This is a genomic window from Pseudobacteroides cellulosolvens ATCC 35603 = DSM 2933, assembly GCF_001262605.1.
In the GTDB taxonomy this organism is placed as follows: domain Bacteria; phylum Bacillota; class Clostridia; order Acetivibrionales; family DSM-2933; genus Pseudobacteroides; species Pseudobacteroides cellulosolvens.
Map to the genome: position 1 here is coordinate 4,475,583 of NZ_LGTC01000001.1, position 16,029 is coordinate 4,491,611.

The window sequence follows — 16,029 nt, forward strand, 5'->3', positions numbered from 1 at the left end:
GAAATTATTTAAAAATATTAATTATATAATTAATATATTATCATTTCAGCACATTGTCAATAGAAATATTAATATTATTAATGTACGACTTAAAAATATTAATACAATACAAATATTACCTTAAAGGATTCTGATATTTTTAATTAAATTGCCCTCAAAATCTTTAATCAAAATTGAATCCTCACAAATAACACCGTATGAATTTGGATTGTCCTCTTTAGGCATTGCAACAGATCCTGGATTAATGACATAAATGCCGTTTATGTTTTCAGCTTTTGGAATATGAGTATGACCATATACAAACACATCACCTTTTGAAAGACTAGGTAAATTATTTTCGTTATAAATATGTCCATGCGTTAAAAAAATTCTTCTTGTTCCATATAATATTGTTGAATACGTTGACATTACCGGATAATCAAGAACCATTTCATCAACCTCACTATCACAATTTCCTCTTACTGCAATAATTTTGTCCGAATATCCGTTTAGAAGCTCCGCTACCCCTTTTGGGTTATATTCTAAAGGCAAAGGATTTCTAGCTCCATGATATAATTCATCGCCAAGTATGGCTATAAACCGGGCGTTTTCTTTTTCAAATGCCTCAATAGCTTTCTCTGCATAAAACAGCGATCCATGAATGTCTGATATTAATAGAATCTTCATAATTGTCTCCTTATCTCTTTTGTTACTATTGTTACTATTTTTACTATTGTTGCTATGCCTGCTTTTGCTTCTAATACCATTTTAATACCAGAATACCCAAATACTCTTTCAGTGTTAGATTTATTTGGGACAATGCATCAGCATTTGGCACCAGATCAATCAAACCAAAGCGGTATTTAATATTGGTCTGATAGTCCGTAGGATATGGTATCACATTTATTCCATGCTTCTCAAATTGCTTGACCGACCTGTGCATATGAAATGCAGAAGTTACAAGTATAGGGCTTTTAAATCCGTTTTTTTCTATTATGTCTTTTGTGAAGCTTGCATTCTGTGTAGTGTTTAAACTTTTATTTTCGCTTATTATTTTCTCTTGAGGCACACCAAGTCCAATAAGAATATTCTTGCCTACAACAGCATCAGAAGCTTCAACTCCCTTAATGTTACCACCCGAAATTAGTATCGGCACATCAAGCTTATGGTATAGCTGTGCACAAGTGAGCAGGCGATTAGCGGCATATCCCGACAGGTGTCCAGTACCGTTTACACCTGGAGTATCTCCGGTAGCTCCGCCTCCAAGCATGATAATTACATCACCCTTTATTTCAGCTGGCGGAGTGTACTTTTTTTCAAGTGTATGAATCATAACATTGCCTACTAAAGGTATAGATAAAATATACACCCCTATTGTAATACCTAATAGCAGCCTCCATATCCTTAATTTCTTCTTAAGTGCAAACAATGATACTACAAGAAGTGCGATTATAAAAATACCTGGCGGCAGTGCAAAAGTATAGTAAAGAAATTTGACAAAATTAATCAATGATGATCCACCTTTCTAGAACTAAATCTCTTACGATTTTGCATCCTTAATTATTAAATAATGTTTCAAGCTTTTATCTTTTATTATACTACTGAAGATTATATAAATCATTGTTTAACATATTTACTTTTAATGTCACATAATGGTGTTTCAAACTGTTATACTTAAGTACAAGGAATGGAGGAATCCTTTTGGAAACTATTAAAGCCGAAGATGCACTTCAAGAATTATTTATGCGAGTTTTTGAAAAAATACTTAACTTTATTCCATTTAAATTTGTTTAGAATATATATTTAAGTCAGAACGTTTTTTCCATCCCAATTTACTCCACAATGCATTACCTGCTTCATTATCAGCAAATACAAGCAAGTGACACTTATCAATACCTTGTTTCTTAAGTCCTTCTAATGCCTTTTCCACCAGAATTCTTCCTATACCTTGCCCTCGATATTCGGGTAATACGCAAGCATGGTGTATAAAGCCACATCTGCCATCATGTCCGCAAAGAATTGTGCCTACAATCAAATCATCCTGGCAGCATACAAATGATAAGTTTGGATTTCTTTCCAAATAGCTTTCAATAGATTCTTCAGAATCAGAATTATTTATCCCAATACCTTGAGTATTACTCCATATTTTATAAACCTGTGCATAATATTCCATCGTCATCAATTTAACTTCAAAAGTGTTATTTGTCATATCTTTTAGCACCTCTTCAATTTTATTACTTCATTTTTATTTTAATTTTCCATCAATTTCTTCTTCATGATTAATTTCCTCTATAGCAGTCTTCTTTGTTTTAAAATCATATAATTAGTATAACACATAATAAATAGTATTGATTTGCATATCGGTTTTCACACTAAATATACGGCTTAACCTATTTTTAGCTGAAAGTTGGGCTAGTATGACGGTGTAATATATTAAAAGAGTCGGAGAAATCCGACTCTTTTAATATATTGATAGTTATTTTTAATCATGACTAAATAAATACTTACTATTTTTGTATCCCGTATTTAGGAACGAATTCTGATACACTACAGAATATTAATAGCTTTTTGGGGTGGTCTTAAGAATCCATAATTTTGGAACATTTGATGTTTTTAAATTACGGTAATAAACATTACAGGATGAGCTATCACTACGCACAACACATTCCTTAGCATTTTTTACAGTAACATTGTCAAGGTATATTGCTAATTTGAAAGTCTTTCCACCATTTTGACGTATTAGTTTGCCTATTGTATCGGCTGTAAAATTGCTCACTTTAAAAGTACAAGATGAATTGATCTGGAAACACTTATCATCACCTTTTTTAGCTGATCCTCCTTTAATTTCGATAGTACCTCCGCCTTTAACCGTAAGGGCATCCTCACCTATATCTTCCCATACCACATTTTCAACCAGGTTATCCCCGTAACAGTGTACACCATCGGCAGCAGGAGCACTAATTACAACATTCTTCAGCTTCGCACCTTTTTCCAGCTTAAAAATAGGCTTTTGGCCTTCTTTTTGAGAACCGTCACCTAAAGTGTTTTTATCCGCCCAGAATTTTTGACCCTTACCATCAAATGTTTCTCCCCCTTTAATTACAATTGTTGATTTTTGAACTCCTGCCTTAGCACTTGTTGCTGAAAAAACATTAATTGATAATAAACTTGTAAAAACCATACTCACTGTCAAAGCTGCACATAATAACAATCTTGCTTTTCTTAAAATTTTCATTTTACTTCCCCCTTAGTTTTTATGTTAGTAAGTTACTCCCTAGGAGTCTTTTATGCATCTAGTAATTAATTCGTACATACTTAAAATTTTAGGGTGGTTAAATTTATTATATTTTATAAATTTTGTAATTTACAACACATCTTCTGCATATAAATTCTGAATACTTATTAAGAAATGACTAGAATATAATTCTTTGCGAATAAAGTATTTACAAAAGTAAGTGTAAAAATAATGAAAATATTTGTGATTACTCCTAATAAAAGAATTCTTATATTTACAGCATTGCTGATGATCTTTTCTACTTCAGTTATACTAACTGGAAAAGGAATACATAATAAAATTATTGTAACCTTTAATAATAGTTTGAATGAAAATCTGATCAATTCATTTATGCCTAAGGAACAGAAAATTATTTACGAAGATAATAACAGACTTGTATATAAGAATGGTCATTTTATTCCCCCATCACCCTTACCAACATCTAGTCTCAGTAAAGCTATTAACCATGGTATCGATATAAAATTTAGGATACTTTTAGATGAACCTTTTTATCTGAGACCTTTATATGACCCCTCCTGGAAATCAACGCATTACCGTGGGTGGTTAGATTTACCGATTAAGAATATGGAAGCCCGTCACAGAATATTTGCATTCTCACCGGGCGGAAGTATGAATTATGATATCATTGGCAGTTTGGGTTTCTCTACAGATTCTCCTCCAAGTGCACCTCTTGACAATCATCATAACATTAACTTCTTAATTTATGGATTCAATGTAAAAAGCGTTAGATCTTTTGAAAACCAAGTAACATTGATTGGACAACCAAAACATACTGGAGTCCAAATAGTTTCTATTGTTCAAAACGATTTATTGCCCGAAGGGGTATGTTCGAAGGATTTTCTCTTTCAGCTTTCAACCCCTGAAGGTTACGAAATAGACTTCTATAGAAATAATGTAATCAGATATGAACATCTACTGGAAATAATCAAAGAAAACACTGTAGGCGCTTTTGACCCTCTTGAAAACAAAAATAAATCCTCTAAAAAAATATTAAATGAAAACACAGATCTTCAGAAGGAACTTTCTTACTATATCCCGTTAAAAGACGAAATAATATATCAACAAAGCTGCAAAAATATACTCAGCCTAGAAACTGAAGCAAAGCATATCAAATCAATGATCATGCAAGGAAAGAAAATTCCTTTTAATTACAATTACAAAAAACCACAATACAAGCGTCCGTTGTATCACCCATCTTGGAAAACAAACTATAAAAGGAAGTGGAGCTATATACCAACGCAAATAGAATACAATCTGCATCGCCTTCTTATTATCCCACAGAGCAGGCAAAATCAGAAAGACTTTTTCGGAACATTAGGATTTAATGAAAAATTTCTGTCTATAAAGCCGGAAGAATATGGCTTTATAATTTATAACTTTAACATCTCTGATATCAAATTATATAAAAACCAATTGTTTCTTATAGGAATACCTTCAAGAACAGGTGCTCAAATTGTATCAATAAATTCCAATAACCTAAAAGGTTACAAGAAATATAAAGTAATCCTTGTGACGCCGGACAATTCAGAAGTAGACTGTAACATACTAATACCATTTTATGATATAGTGAAGTAGCTTATGTGTTGGACTGTCATCATTACTGGATACACAGTAGTTGATAAACTTTACAGAATTACAAAAACAGAATTATAATTATTATTTTCATCTTATAATTTTTTAATAATAAAATTTGCCTTCCTTTCTTCTCCATTAAAATTATAGCAAATTTTCTAATCCACTTTTCACAAACTTGCTCCATTACTGATTTTTATCATATAATTTTAATAATTCTTCTACAGTGCAAAAAGTGTATCCCTTTTCCTTTAATGTCATAACAATTTTTTCAATTGCAATTAGAGTATTTTCAGCTTTATACATTGGGTGCAAAAGAATGATTGAACCACTTTTGATGTTATCAATCACATTGTTGGCAAGTTCATTTGGCGATGCATTATACCCTAAATATGTTTCGGGCTCAACATCGCAAGTCACCGCTGTTATATTGGAATTTTGTAAATATAATGGCAGCATAAACAGCTTTTTAAAGTAAGGCGGCCTAAAATATATCTCTCCTTTATATCCAACTTCCCTAATAAGTCTGTTAGTTTTTTCAATTTCCTCCTTGCAGAAATTATATGACACTCCAATCATTCTTTTATGTGAGTATGAATGATTACCAATACCATGGCCATTACTTGCTATAGCTGCTGCATCTTCTTTTCTAGCTTCAATACCTATTCCGCACAAAAAGAAAGTTGCCTTTACATCTAGAACATTAAGTACCTTCAATATTTCCTGCGTGTTTTCTGTTGGACCATCATCAAATGTAAGTGCAATTTTCTTTTCATTAGTTTCTGTACTTTTTACAAGCTTACCAAAAAACTGAAAATCTCTCGATTTTGAAATTTGAAACAAGGAAACTAATAAGCTAATTATAAAAATAAATACAAAACAACAAGTAATTACGATTTTCTTTTTACTTTTTTTCATTTCTATACCTCACCATAAACTTACTGCCATCAATCTTATCTGGCTTTTCAATGATAATTAAGAGTTATACTCACAATCTCGACGACAAATTATAATAGCCAATAATATTAGTATATAGGGACACAAATTTCACAAAAGTGGTTATTAACCATTTCGACTATATACCTTTCAAGTATAGGCCTTGTTTCATCAAAATGATAACCTTGCTTTAGCAGGTTGGGAAACATATCAATCCATGCTTTTTGAACTGCTTCTGCTGTATGACTTATTTTCAAAACAGCATAGTTGCCCCCAATAATGTTTCCCTGATTAATATACTCTTCATTAACACAATATTCATCTGAAATAACAACACAAGTATCATACCGACAATCTTCAGCTTTTGTTGTTTCAGGATTATCATGAGCAATTCCAAATATTATTGATTTATCATTAAATAAATTATTTGACTTAGCCCAGTTTTTCAATTTTTCCATTGCTTGTACATTGCTGGTTCCATAAGGACCAATTTGCCTTATATAAGCAATTCTATATGACGGAATATCTTCAAAACTTATATTCATAATTTATTTTCCTTCCATAGTAAAATATTAGAAATATTATACTATTACTATATAACGCTTTAAAATAGAAAGCAAAACAATTTTTTAGTATCCCCACTTGATGAATTGCTATTAATATTTGGTTGCTTCTTTCCTACTACATTAGTATTCTTATCTCATTATCCCAAAAAACTACTAAGTCAAATTGCTTACAATAGTATGTGGATAGGAATTTATATGTCTTTAGAACTTATTAATTTAAAATTTGAGGCAATAGAGTATTACAATGGGTGGAATATTTGGTGATCACTTTTGCATAATACTATCCAATTCCCATTAATTGCTATGCATCATAAAAATCCTATGCTATCATGGATTATAGCATTTATTTACCTTGTGGTTTGTATGAAAACATTTAATGTTCCTATTTTGGTAAATTTCCGATTATGAAGTATTCAAAGTGATAGTCTTTAAAGTAAAATGCATCCTTTTATTTTAATCTTTTTCTCAATCCATTTTTCCATGCAAAAAAGCCACTCTTTGGGGTAGCTTCTTTCGCGACCTTGAAGTGGCTCATGATATAACTTTATTTACTTGTGATACGACTTTATTTGTGGACTACAAAAAGCTCCAAATACCTATAGCTCCCTGCGTCCCTCTAAAGCCTTTGCCAATGTTACTTCATCAGCATATTCCAAGTCACCGCCAACCGGTAAACCGTGTGCTATTCTGCTAGTCTTTATTCCAAGAGGTTTTAATAGCTTTGAAATATACATTGCAGTCGCTTCCCCTTCGATGTTGGGATTAGTTGCAAGTATTACCTCTTTGATGCTGCCTTGTCCGATTCTGCCCAACAATTCCTTAATTTTGATGTCTTCAGGCCCCACTCCATCCATAGGAGAAATGGCACCATGCAAAACATGATATACTCCCTGAAACTCCCTTGTCTTCTCCATAGCAACTACATCACGGGGATTTTCAACTACGCAGATAGTCGTGTTATCCCTGTTAGGCCCGCTGCATATACCGCATGGATCAACATCTGTCAGGTTGTTGCATACTGAACAATACTTGGTCTTAATCTTGGCATCAATAATAGCTCCGGATAAACCTTGAGCCTTTTCCATCGGCATGTTCAGGACGTGAAATGCCAGTCTTTGTGCTGTCTTATGACCAATACCGGGCAGCTTTTCAAATTCTTCTATTAGCCTGGCAACTGGAGCTGAATAATAGTTCATTGTTTTTCTCCTATTTTAGAACAATCCTGGGAATCCGTTAAGCCCGCCGGCAACTTTACTCATTTCAGCATTTACCATTTCATCAGCTTTTCTTATAGCCTCATTAACTGATGCCAAAATAAGATCTTGAAGCATTTCTACATCCTCTGGATCTACAACCTCAGGCTTTATATCAATTTTGACCAATTCCTTTTTTCCGGAAACAACTACAGTTATAGCTCCACCACCTGCTGTTACTTCCACTGTCTTCTGGTGAACTTCCTCCTGAACCTTTTCCATATCTTTTTGCATTTTTTGAGCTTGCTTCATTAAGTTATTCATGTTGCCCCCAAAACCGGGGAATCCGCCTTTAGCCATTATAATTCCTCCTATATATTATCTTGAACATTTATATTATACAGTAATCATTAAAACATATACAACTTATGTTTTAAAATTTTAATAAAATAATTATAAAAAACAAGGCACCTCATTTAAGGTGCCTTGTTTCTATTTGTTTAATTATACCCTTATAGAGCTTTCATGCAGCTTTTTATGCTGTTATTTTGCTTAAGTTTATCGTTCCATAATCAGTTGATACCCTGCCAAAGTTTTTTGCCACAACAATTACATCACTCATATTGATTGATCCATCCTTGTTTAAATCGCAATCAGCATTGTACTTTGAATCAGTTGATACAGCATTAAATACCTTCGAAATTTCCACCACATCTTTTATATTAACTGCATCATCAGAAACACCGTCCACAGGAATGTCACCAGCCCACATCACTGCCGGTGATAAACTGCTGATGGAATAGACATACCCACATTGCAGATTATCTATTCTCCTTGTCAAAAATCCCGGTTTGCTGATAATTAAGTTATATGAAGGACGAGCTGATGGGGATGATATCTCAAAGCCTGGAATTGAGAAATACCCTTTATTATCAGTTACAGCCTTATATGAAGTACCCTCAACAGAAACTGTAAATCCGGACTTTAAGCTTGAATCATTTGATTCTGTAGTAATATAACCGGATACTCTGCTGTAATTGCCAGGAAGCCCTGTTATAAATGGCTTGGTGGGAGTTGATGTAGGTACAGGTGTTGATGATGGAATGCTTGTGCTTGGTGTTGTTCCATCAGGCTCAATACCATAAAGCAGCTTACCATCACTATAAACAGGTATATTGGGATTATCCTCTCTTTTAGTATCAAAGCCTTTGTATGAATAGTCATCGGTTCCATCCCACTTAACCCCTGAAGGTCCTGCCAATACTACCTGAGCTTCTTTCCTGAAGGATATTGCTCCTCCCGGAACAATATTTACGCCATTAAAATCAATAAGGGCATAGTATATATGATTTTCCTCATCGTATGGGAATACTCCGCCGGACTTTCCTCCCTCAGAGTAGTTTATTGTTACAGTTACATCTTTGTACGTCTTTCCAGCAGCATAAACTTCCGACAAATCCATAAAATATTTAAATGAAAGATTATCATAAGCACGTGCCGGCCATGCAGTCTTGTTGTACAGCATTACCTTAAAGTCTGTTTTACCGTCAGAGTTAGTAGCCGCTCCGCTCACATATACTTCAAGTCCCGGCTTTTCAATTGCATTGAATCCGCTTATAGGTTCCCCGCCATACTTTTTATATAATCTTGCTAGGATACCGGTAAAACCTGCATTGTAGTCACATGCAACCTCATTGTTTGTATAATTGTTGGTTGCATCTTCATAATCGTCAGAAACACCTGGGCCACCGGCAAGTGCACCATAAAGTGTATGTCTGTGCTTGTCAGGTATATTAAAGTTATCACCCCATGATCCGTGAGCCGCCCTGTGATGAGGGTGCTGAGGCGGGTTAGTGCCATATCCCACTACATAGCTTCTGCCGCTGCTTCCCAATGCATAATCTACCTGTTTTTTGGCAAATTCCCTGTATGTATTCACCTTTGATGTAGGGCATTCAGCAGCGTCTGCATAAAGATCTGCTATAAAAGCACAAGTTGTTGCATATCTCAAAGATCCCCATCCATCAATAAACGCCATACCCTTTGGTGAGTATTTGACACGCTCGCCGTCTACACCTGTTGTAAGCCAATCCAAATGACTTTCCATTACTGTCTTATATACATCTTTTTTCGTAATCCTTGCAAGTAAAAGTGACGCACCTATATGTACATCATCCCAGCAATGAGCCCACTTATATTTTATAGTGGCCGTTCCCATTTCGGTACCCCATTTTGATACATAAGACTCAGCCTTGTCAATATATGACTGGTCTCCTCCTGCAAGATAAATCCAAGCTCCCGCCCATGAGAATTCATCCCAGAAGGAACTGTGGGATTTATAGAAATTATCTGCTACCGGAGAGTATGCCGCATCACTCTTTGTAGATTCCGCAAACGCTAAAAGCTCTTTCGCATGCTTTAAACAATTTGCCGCATATGAAGAATCTACATCCTTGTAGACAATTGAAGTAGCCGCTAAAGCTGCTGCTGCTTCTGCGGATGCCGTTGATGCTCCATTAGAAGAAGTTGCTTTGTATGAAGGTCTTTTCAATGTCATTACTTCAGGAGCCCCCCACCAGTTATGGTCGGAAATACCGTCACCTACCTGGAAGTAGTACACATTAGGAGATGGATGACATTTTATAAAATAATCCGCCGCCCACTTAATATTATCCATTACATATTTATACTGACCGCTCTTCACATAAGCATCCTTGTCTTCATAAACGCTCCATGCCAGCATCGCCAATGTATAGGCCATAGGCAGGTTGAATTTGACATGGTCACCGGCATCAAACCATCCTCCTGTAAGATCTACACCTGCGTCAGCACCATCTGTCAATGTGGAATCTCCACGCCAGTTATCTCTTTTATCATCCGGAAGCTTACCGGATCTTTGGAACTCATAAAAAATTAATGATTTCTGCAGTGCTTCTCCATAATTAAAGTTTGAAGCTGCACCGTAAGTTCCTTGCGGTACAATAAACCCAATAAATACTGAGATCATTAAAATCAAAGATATTGTTCTCCTCATTAAACCCAAACCCCTTTCTACCAAATATCAAATAAAATTACCAAACCTTGATTGTTGTCGTAAGAAAACCCGGTGTAGCATACACCATAATTTCATCGACATTAATGAAAGCTAATGATTACCCCCTTTTTCAAAAATAAATATACCTGCCATTATTTCCTTAATGCTTGTCTATCTATATTATATGTGATTTTTATAAATATTTCTATCAAAACCTAGTGGTGAACCAATAAGTTGTGTATAATATAGATATATCAATATAATACGAAACAAAATCGCCTGCAATTTTTTCAACCTTAATGTCGTAGTGAGAAATGTAAAATGATTATTGCCAAACATATAGAAGCTTTACAGAACTTTTTTATTTATTTAAGGAGGGTAAAAGTATGAACGTAAAAAAAGCTATTAAAAGCTGTACTGCTATCGTGCTGTCTGTTTCTCTGATGGCAGGATTGCAATTCCCAGCGTCCCAGGAAGCCAATGCTGAACTTGTGAGCGGCGAAAAATTCCTGGGTAATGTAATTGCCAGCAAAATTCCGGCAGGTTATTCCACTTATTGGAACCAAGTAACACCCGAGAACGCAAGCAAATGGGGACCTGTTGAAGAAACAAGGGACAAAATGAACTGGGCTAATGTTGATTTGATTTATGACTATTGCAAATCCAACAATTATCCATTCAAATTCCATACTCTTGTATGGGGAAGCCAGGAACCCACCTGGATGACCAGTATTTCCAATACCGAAAAAAAGGAAGAAGTATTGGAATGGATGGATGCTGCTGCAGAGAAGTATGCAGATGCAGAGTTTGTAGATGTTGTAAACGAGCCTTTGCACCAACCGCCATCATTTAAAGACGCAATTGGAGGCAACGGTTCAACAGGTTGGGATTGGGTTATATGGTCCTTCCAGGAAGCAAGAAAAAGATTTAAAGGAAAACTTCTTATTAATGAATATGGAATCATAAGTGATCCAGGTGCAACTAACAACTATTTAAATATTATTAAATTGCTTAAAGAGAAAAACCTTGTTGACGGTATCGGTATACAGTGCCACCAGTTCAATATGGACAATGTTACCACAAGCACAATGAAGAGTGTTTTAAATACCTTGGCAGCAACAGGTCTTCCAATATACGTATCAGAGCTTGACATGACCGGTGATGATACTACTCAGTTAGCAAGATACAAGGAAAAATTCCCTGTGTTGTGGGAACATTCAGCAGTAAAAGGAGTCACCCTCTGGGGATATATTGAAGGAACAACCTGGAAAGAGCAAACACATTTATTAACAACCAGAAATGCGGAGCGTCCTGCACTTACATGGCTAAGAGAGTATTTGAAGTCAACGGTTACTCCTCTGCCGACATTTACACCAACACCAACTCCAACACCCGACTTAACTCAAAGAGATGCAATGTCTATCATTCAAGCAGAAAACTACTCAACTGTAAGTGCTGCAACTATTGAAAAATCGGTCAATGAAGATGGCACGGTTAATATAGGATACATATCAAACGGAAACTATGTCACATACAGCAATGTTGATTTTGGTACTGCCGGATCAACTTTATTCAGGGCAAGAGTTGCATCGGGTTCACAATCCACAACAAATATTGAGGTAAGGCTTAATAGTGAAACCGGTACACTTTTGGGTACTATGTACGTAAACTCAACCGGCGGTTGGAATGAATACAAAGAAAATACAACCAGCATTAGCAAGGTTACAGGTGTTAACAAAATATGTCTCAAGTTTACAGGCCCGGTAAACGTTGACTGGTTTACCTTCTCAGCAACAGCAACGCCGCCTCCTGTAACTTCAGTAACACCAACAGCAGCACCTACGCCTACACCTGCAGAAAAAACACCTGATCTAAATAGCGACGGAGTTGTTAATATGGCTGATGTTATCCTTATAGCCACTACTTTCAACTCCATAACCGGTGACAGTAAATTCAAAGCTGCATACGATCTTACTAATGATGGTGTAATAAATATGGCAGATGTATTGATAATTGGTAAGATGTTTAACAAATCAATCTAGCAAGTGAGGCCTAAGGTCATTATTTGATATTACTTATCGTTGATATAAAAAATCCTCTCAAAAAGTATTTTCACAAAACTTTTTGAGAGGACTTTTACTTATGGCATGATTGAAATATTACTTCCCGTTTTGAGCGTGTGTTCACGAGTTAAGTTAACTTAGAAAGCGAAATTATACGGGAAGTTATATTTCCAATACCCTTACTCATCAATGATATCTATCGGCATGTCAAACTTGTCCGCTAATTCCCGGGTCTTTTTAACAAGTTCATCCTCTTCCGTACTAACCTTCGCCAAATTCTCACCAACACTATCCTCATCCATGCATTTAACCCTTACATCTCTTCCCAGTCTTTCTCTTAATGCATTTTCTATAAGTTCAATATTTTCCATCTTTGATAATATAGTTTTGGCAAGTCCTTTTCCTTCCCCCAATATAACTCCAATGGTTTTGCTCCCCAGCTCTACTGCTTTTGTATCCAGTAGATTTGCATAAAGGACCATTCTTCCCATCTTTCTGAAATCATCAATTACCTGTTCCCAGCAATCAATTGACTTTAATGTATTTATATCCACTTTAGTAATATCAACACTTTCAATTTGTGAAGATATAGGTTTTTTAGCTTCCTTTTTTCCCATAATATCATCTTTGCCATGGCCATCAGAGACTCCCATATTACCTGGTAAAACAGTCATTCTTGTAAACTCACCATTTTGAAGCTTGTTTTCCAATACAGAAAGTCTCTCGATGATATTATCCTGAAGCTTGTTAAAATTGCTGTCACATATTTTAATTAAGGACAGCTCAAAAAGAATACGTGGATGTTTGGACCACTTTATTCCTGCTTCTAAAGAAGAAAATTCCCTTATAGTAAGCATTATTTCTTCCTTTTGAAAATACTCACTCTGCTTTTTCATATTATCAAGGACATCATTCATAACATCTATGACTTCTTCAGGCTTGTCCGTAAGCTTACAAACCAGAAGATTCCTATAGTAAAAAATCAAATCGGATAAAAACTTGGAAATATCTTTACCTGCCATTATAAGCTCATCTATAAGACCTAATATTCTGTTTATATTCCTATCTCTAATGGCCTCTACAAACCCATATATAAAAGTATCGTTGACAATCCCCACAACTTTTAGTGTATGCTCATATGATATAGTTTTATCTCCTTGGGAAATGCACTGGTCTAATATGCTAATGGCATCTCTCAATGCACCATCCGACAACTTGGCTATAAGCCTCGAGGCTTCAGGCTCTAAAACAACTCCGCTAGAGCCTGCAATAGTTTCCAGCCTTTTTATTATACTATCAACAGGAATCCTTCTGAAATCATATCTCTGGCACCTCGACAAGATTGTAGCCGGTAGTTTGTGCGGCTCTGTTGTCGCAAGAATAAAAACCACATGGGACGGCGGTTCTTCCAGTGTCTTTAGTAAGGCATTGAATGCACCCGTGGAAAGCATATGAACCTCATCTATTATATACACCTTAAACTTTGCCTGGGATGGAGAATATATGACTTCATCCCTTATTTCTCTCACATTATCCACACTATTGTTTGATGCAGCATCTATCTCTATAACATCCATTATGCTGCCTGATAATATACCCTTGCATATATCACACTGGTTACAAGGGTCACCACCTTTTGGGTTTAAACAGTTTATAGCCCTTGAAAAAATCTTTGCCATAGTGGTTTTTCCAGTACCTCTTGTACCGCAAAAGAGGTATGCATGTGCTATATGATCTGTTACAACACTATTTTTAAGTGTCTTTACCACATGCTCCTGCTCAACAACATCTTCAAAAACCAGTGGTCTCCATTTCCTATATAAGGCTAAGTATGACATATTATCTATCTCCCAAAATCCTACATAAAATTTCAAGACATTAAAAAAAGAGCGTATCCTGACACCCTTTAATTTATAATTGATTGGCCGTGCACCTACCTTCGACTAACTACTACAAGCGTTACCCAAGTAGTAAACTCAAACCAGGACCCCCCACGGCACACGAAAGTGCCTGTTTACCGCTGCTTCCTTCCGGACCTGACGGGGTTCGCAGGGTTTCGTTGCGTGAGACCCAATTATCATCGTTTCTTGCTTGGGGCAGACCCTACAAAAGTAAGCCTCGGTGTAGGAATTCAACCCTGCTAAGCGGATTGCAGGAAAAGGGCACCGCTATCTCCCCATCTAGCACGACCAAATATTTAAAACATAATTAACTTAAGCGATTCTAAAAAACAACTGGTCAATGGAGATTTCAAAAATATTCATTTGACTACTCTCCACTATAAAAATTGACCAAGGAAATTTTTGAAATCTCCTTATCAAAACCTTGAAAAACAAGGTACTAGGATATTATATGCGAAAGTTGAATATATATCAAGACATTTTATATAAAAAATTTATACAATTTTTTGGTGCATAGGAAATTATAGCGAAATGTATATATTAAAAAAGCACAAAAAAAAAGCACTTGGTATATATTTTATAAATAATTCCAATAAATTAAGTGCTTTTTAGATAAAATAATCCTCACCTTTTTCAAGGAGGAACATAATGAAAAAGTCAGTATTGTTAACTGTGGCAATTTTAATTATACCATAAATTTGTATAAAATCCTACTAAAATATTTACTAAAAATAAAAAAAATATTGCTTATTCTTTTATGCACTTTTAATTTAGACATTAAAAAATTTGGACAGCTGGAGTGTATCAACCGTTTCAATTCCGTTGGAAAACTTGTCATGCCTTGAGCATACTGCCATCTTATAGCCTGCCCCTATACCATACTGCTTAAAAAACCATTCAGTATTATCATTTATATCTAATACACTAATTCCACCTTCATCCATCCTTATAGAAAAAGAATCCAGTGGAATAGATAAACCTTTGCCGCAAGCTTTAATATAGCTTTCTTTCAGGGTCCAAAACTGAAAAAAATAATCAACCCTTTCACATATCTCTTTAGAATTGATAAAAGCAAATTCATCCTTTGAAAAGAAGCGTTTAGCTATACCCATGTCAATCTGGCGTATTGTTTCAACATCAATACCCACAGGCAAGGAATCTGTCACACAGACAACCCATTCACCCGAGTGAGATATATTAAAATGAAAATACGGAAATCCTTCCAATGAAGGCTTGCCATATTCATTAAGCTTAAATACTACTTCCACATTGGATATTTTTAACCTTGAACATATAGCATATCGGACTAATAAATCACCGAATAAAGCTCTCAGTGCATCCTCATGCATTCTAAACTTTTTTATCCTTGCTTGTTTTTCGCTGCTTACACATTGCAGCAGGTTTTCAAAATTATCTAATTTAGGATCTGATTGTATTTTTATAGCAAAAACCTCACTCATAGCAGACACTCCAAAAAGCAAAATATCTTT

At 35.3% G+C, this 16,029-nt stretch carries 13 protein-coding genes and 1 other RNA gene; 2 read left to right on the top strand and 12 right to left on the bottom strand.

Translation table 11 applies throughout. The annotated features are described in order from the left end of the window. Nucleotides 1–120 precede the first annotated feature (120 nt). The 4 genes from yfcE to Bccel_RS18330 form a co-directional block, all read right to left on the bottom strand. Nucleotides 121–666 (bottom strand): phosphodiesterase, encoded by a 546-nt coding sequence (gene yfcE, locus Bccel_RS18315; RefSeq protein ID WP_036936786.1) that lies wholly within the window; start codon nucleotides 664–666, stop codon nucleotides 121–123. 70 nt (nucleotides 667–736) lie between these two features. Further along, nucleotides 737–1,489 carry a YdcF family protein gene (locus tag Bccel_RS18320; protein ID WP_036936783.1) on the bottom strand — a complete coding sequence of 251 codons (753 nt, stop codon included), beginning with the start codon at nucleotides 1,487–1,489 and terminating at the stop codon, nucleotides 737–739. Nucleotides 1,490–1,759: 270 nt separating this feature from the next. After that, the gene (locus Bccel_RS18325; RefSeq protein ID WP_242853050.1) at nucleotides 1,760–2,188 is read right to left on the bottom strand and encodes a GNAT family N-acetyltransferase; all 429 of its coding nucleotides are present in this window, start codon (nucleotides 2,186–2,188) and stop codon (nucleotides 1,760–1,762) included. A 348-nt stretch (nucleotides 2,189–2,536) separates the two neighbouring features. Beyond that, entirely contained in the window at nucleotides 2,537–3,214 is a 678-nt protein-coding gene (locus tag Bccel_RS18330) for a pectate lyase (protein WP_036936780.1), read from the bottom strand. Between the two features lie 231 nt (nucleotides 3,215–3,445). On the opposite strand from Bccel_RS18330, the gene Bccel_RS18335 reads away from it, so the two are divergent. After that, nucleotides 3,446–4,849, top strand: coding sequence for a hypothetical protein (locus Bccel_RS18335; protein WP_036936777.1), 1,404 nt, complete (start codon nucleotides 3,446–3,448; stop codon nucleotides 4,847–4,849). A 183-nt stretch (nucleotides 4,850–5,032) separates the two neighbouring features. Here the strand turns inward: Bccel_RS18335 and Bccel_RS18340 are convergent, their stop codons facing one another. From Bccel_RS18340 to Bccel_RS18360, 5 genes are all read right to left on the bottom strand, one after another. Further along, complete coding sequence (locus Bccel_RS18340) at nucleotides 5,033–5,764, bottom strand: polysaccharide deacetylase family protein (protein WP_036936774.1); 732 nt, start codon at nucleotides 5,762–5,764, stop codon at nucleotides 5,033–5,035. A gap of 107 nt (nucleotides 5,765–5,871) precedes the next feature. Next, entirely contained in the window at nucleotides 5,872–6,327 is a 456-nt protein-coding gene (locus Bccel_RS18345; RefSeq protein WP_036936771.1) for an AraC family transcriptional regulator, read from the bottom strand. Nucleotides 6,328–6,944: 617 nt separating this feature from the next. Beyond that, nucleotides 6,945–7,544, bottom strand: coding sequence for a recombination mediator RecR (gene recR, locus Bccel_RS18350; RefSeq protein WP_036936768.1), 600 nt, complete (start codon nucleotides 7,542–7,544; stop codon nucleotides 6,945–6,947). Nucleotides 7,545–7,559: 15 nt separating this feature from the next. Next, complete coding sequence (locus Bccel_RS18355) at nucleotides 7,560–7,901, bottom strand: YbaB/EbfC family nucleoid-associated protein (RefSeq protein ID WP_036936765.1); 342 nt, start codon at nucleotides 7,899–7,901, stop codon at nucleotides 7,560–7,562. A 175-nt stretch (nucleotides 7,902–8,076) separates the two neighbouring features. Further along, nucleotides 8,077–10,575 (bottom strand): glycoside hydrolase family 9 protein, encoded by a 2,499-nt coding sequence (locus Bccel_RS18360; protein WP_050753616.1) that lies wholly within the window; start codon nucleotides 10,573–10,575, stop codon nucleotides 8,077–8,079. Between the two features lie 386 nt (nucleotides 10,576–10,961). Here Bccel_RS18360 and Bccel_RS29085 point away from each other — a divergent pair, with 386 nt between their 5' ends. Further along, entirely contained in the window at nucleotides 10,962–12,617 is a 1,656-nt protein-coding gene (locus tag Bccel_RS29085) for an endo-1,4-beta-xylanase (RefSeq protein WP_036936763.1), read from the top strand. Between the two features lie 200 nt (nucleotides 12,618–12,817). Here Bccel_RS29085 and dnaX read toward each other — a convergent pair whose 3' ends face one another. From dnaX to Bccel_RS32155, 3 genes are all read right to left on the bottom strand, one after another. Continuing rightward, the gene (gene dnaX, locus Bccel_RS18370) at nucleotides 12,818–14,476 is read right to left on the bottom strand and encodes a DNA polymerase III subunit gamma/tau (protein WP_036936761.1); all 1,659 of its coding nucleotides are present in this window, start codon (nucleotides 14,474–14,476) and stop codon (nucleotides 12,818–12,820) included. A gap of 87 nt (nucleotides 14,477–14,563) precedes the next feature. Next, an RNA gene (gene ffs, locus Bccel_RS29090) (signal recognition particle sRNA large type) lies at nucleotides 14,564–14,827 on the bottom strand. Nucleotides 14,828–15,309: 482 nt separating this feature from the next. Next, entirely contained in the window at nucleotides 15,310–15,999 is a 690-nt protein-coding gene (locus Bccel_RS32155) for a 4'-phosphopantetheinyl transferase family protein (protein WP_036936759.1), read from the bottom strand. Between the last annotated feature and the right edge of the window lie 30 nt (nucleotides 16,000–16,029).

What these genes read in the sequence shown, in the direction of transcription:
- yfcE (WP_036936786.1), bottom strand. Translation starts at nt 666, where the DNA reads ATGAAGATTCTATTAATATCAGACATTCATGGATCGCTGTTTTATGCA.
- recR (WP_036936768.1), bottom strand. Translation starts at nt 7,544, where the DNA reads ATGAACTATTATTCAGCTCCAGTTGCCAGGCTAATAGAAGAATTTGAA.
- Bccel_RS29085 (WP_036936763.1), top strand. Translation starts at nt 10,962, where the DNA reads ATGAACGTAAAAAAAGCTATTAAAAGCTGTACTGCTATCGTGCTGTCT.
- Bccel_RS18340 (WP_036936774.1), bottom strand. Translation starts at nt 5,764, where the DNA reads ATGAAAAAAAGTAAAAAGAAAATCGTAATTACTTGTTGTTTTGTATTT.
- Bccel_RS18360 (WP_050753616.1), bottom strand. Translation starts at nt 10,575, where the DNA reads ATGAGGAGAACAATATCTTTGATTTTAATGATCTCAGTATTTATTGGG.
- Bccel_RS18335 (WP_036936777.1), top strand. Translation starts at nt 3,446, where the DNA reads ATGAAAATATTTGTGATTACTCCTAATAAAAGAATTCTTATATTTACA.
- Bccel_RS18355 (WP_036936765.1), bottom strand. Translation starts at nt 7,901, where the DNA reads ATGGCTAAAGGCGGATTCCCCGGTTTTGGGGGCAACATGAATAACTTA.
- Bccel_RS18345 (WP_036936771.1), bottom strand. Translation starts at nt 6,327, where the DNA reads ATGAATATAAGTTTTGAAGATATTCCGTCATATAGAATTGCTTATATA.
- dnaX (WP_036936761.1), bottom strand. Translation starts at nt 14,476, where the DNA reads ATGTCATACTTAGCCTTATATAGGAAATGGAGACCACTGGTTTTTGAA.
- Bccel_RS18330 (WP_036936780.1), bottom strand. Translation starts at nt 3,214, where the DNA reads ATGAAAATTTTAAGAAAAGCAAGATTGTTATTATGTGCAGCTTTGACA.
- Bccel_RS32155 (WP_036936759.1), bottom strand. Translation starts at nt 15,999, where the DNA reads ATGAGTGAGGTTTTTGCTATAAAAATACAATCAGATCCTAAATTAGAT.
- Bccel_RS18325 (WP_242853050.1), bottom strand. Translation starts at nt 2,188, where the DNA reads ATGACAAATAACACTTTTGAAGTTAAATTGATGACGATGGAATATTAT.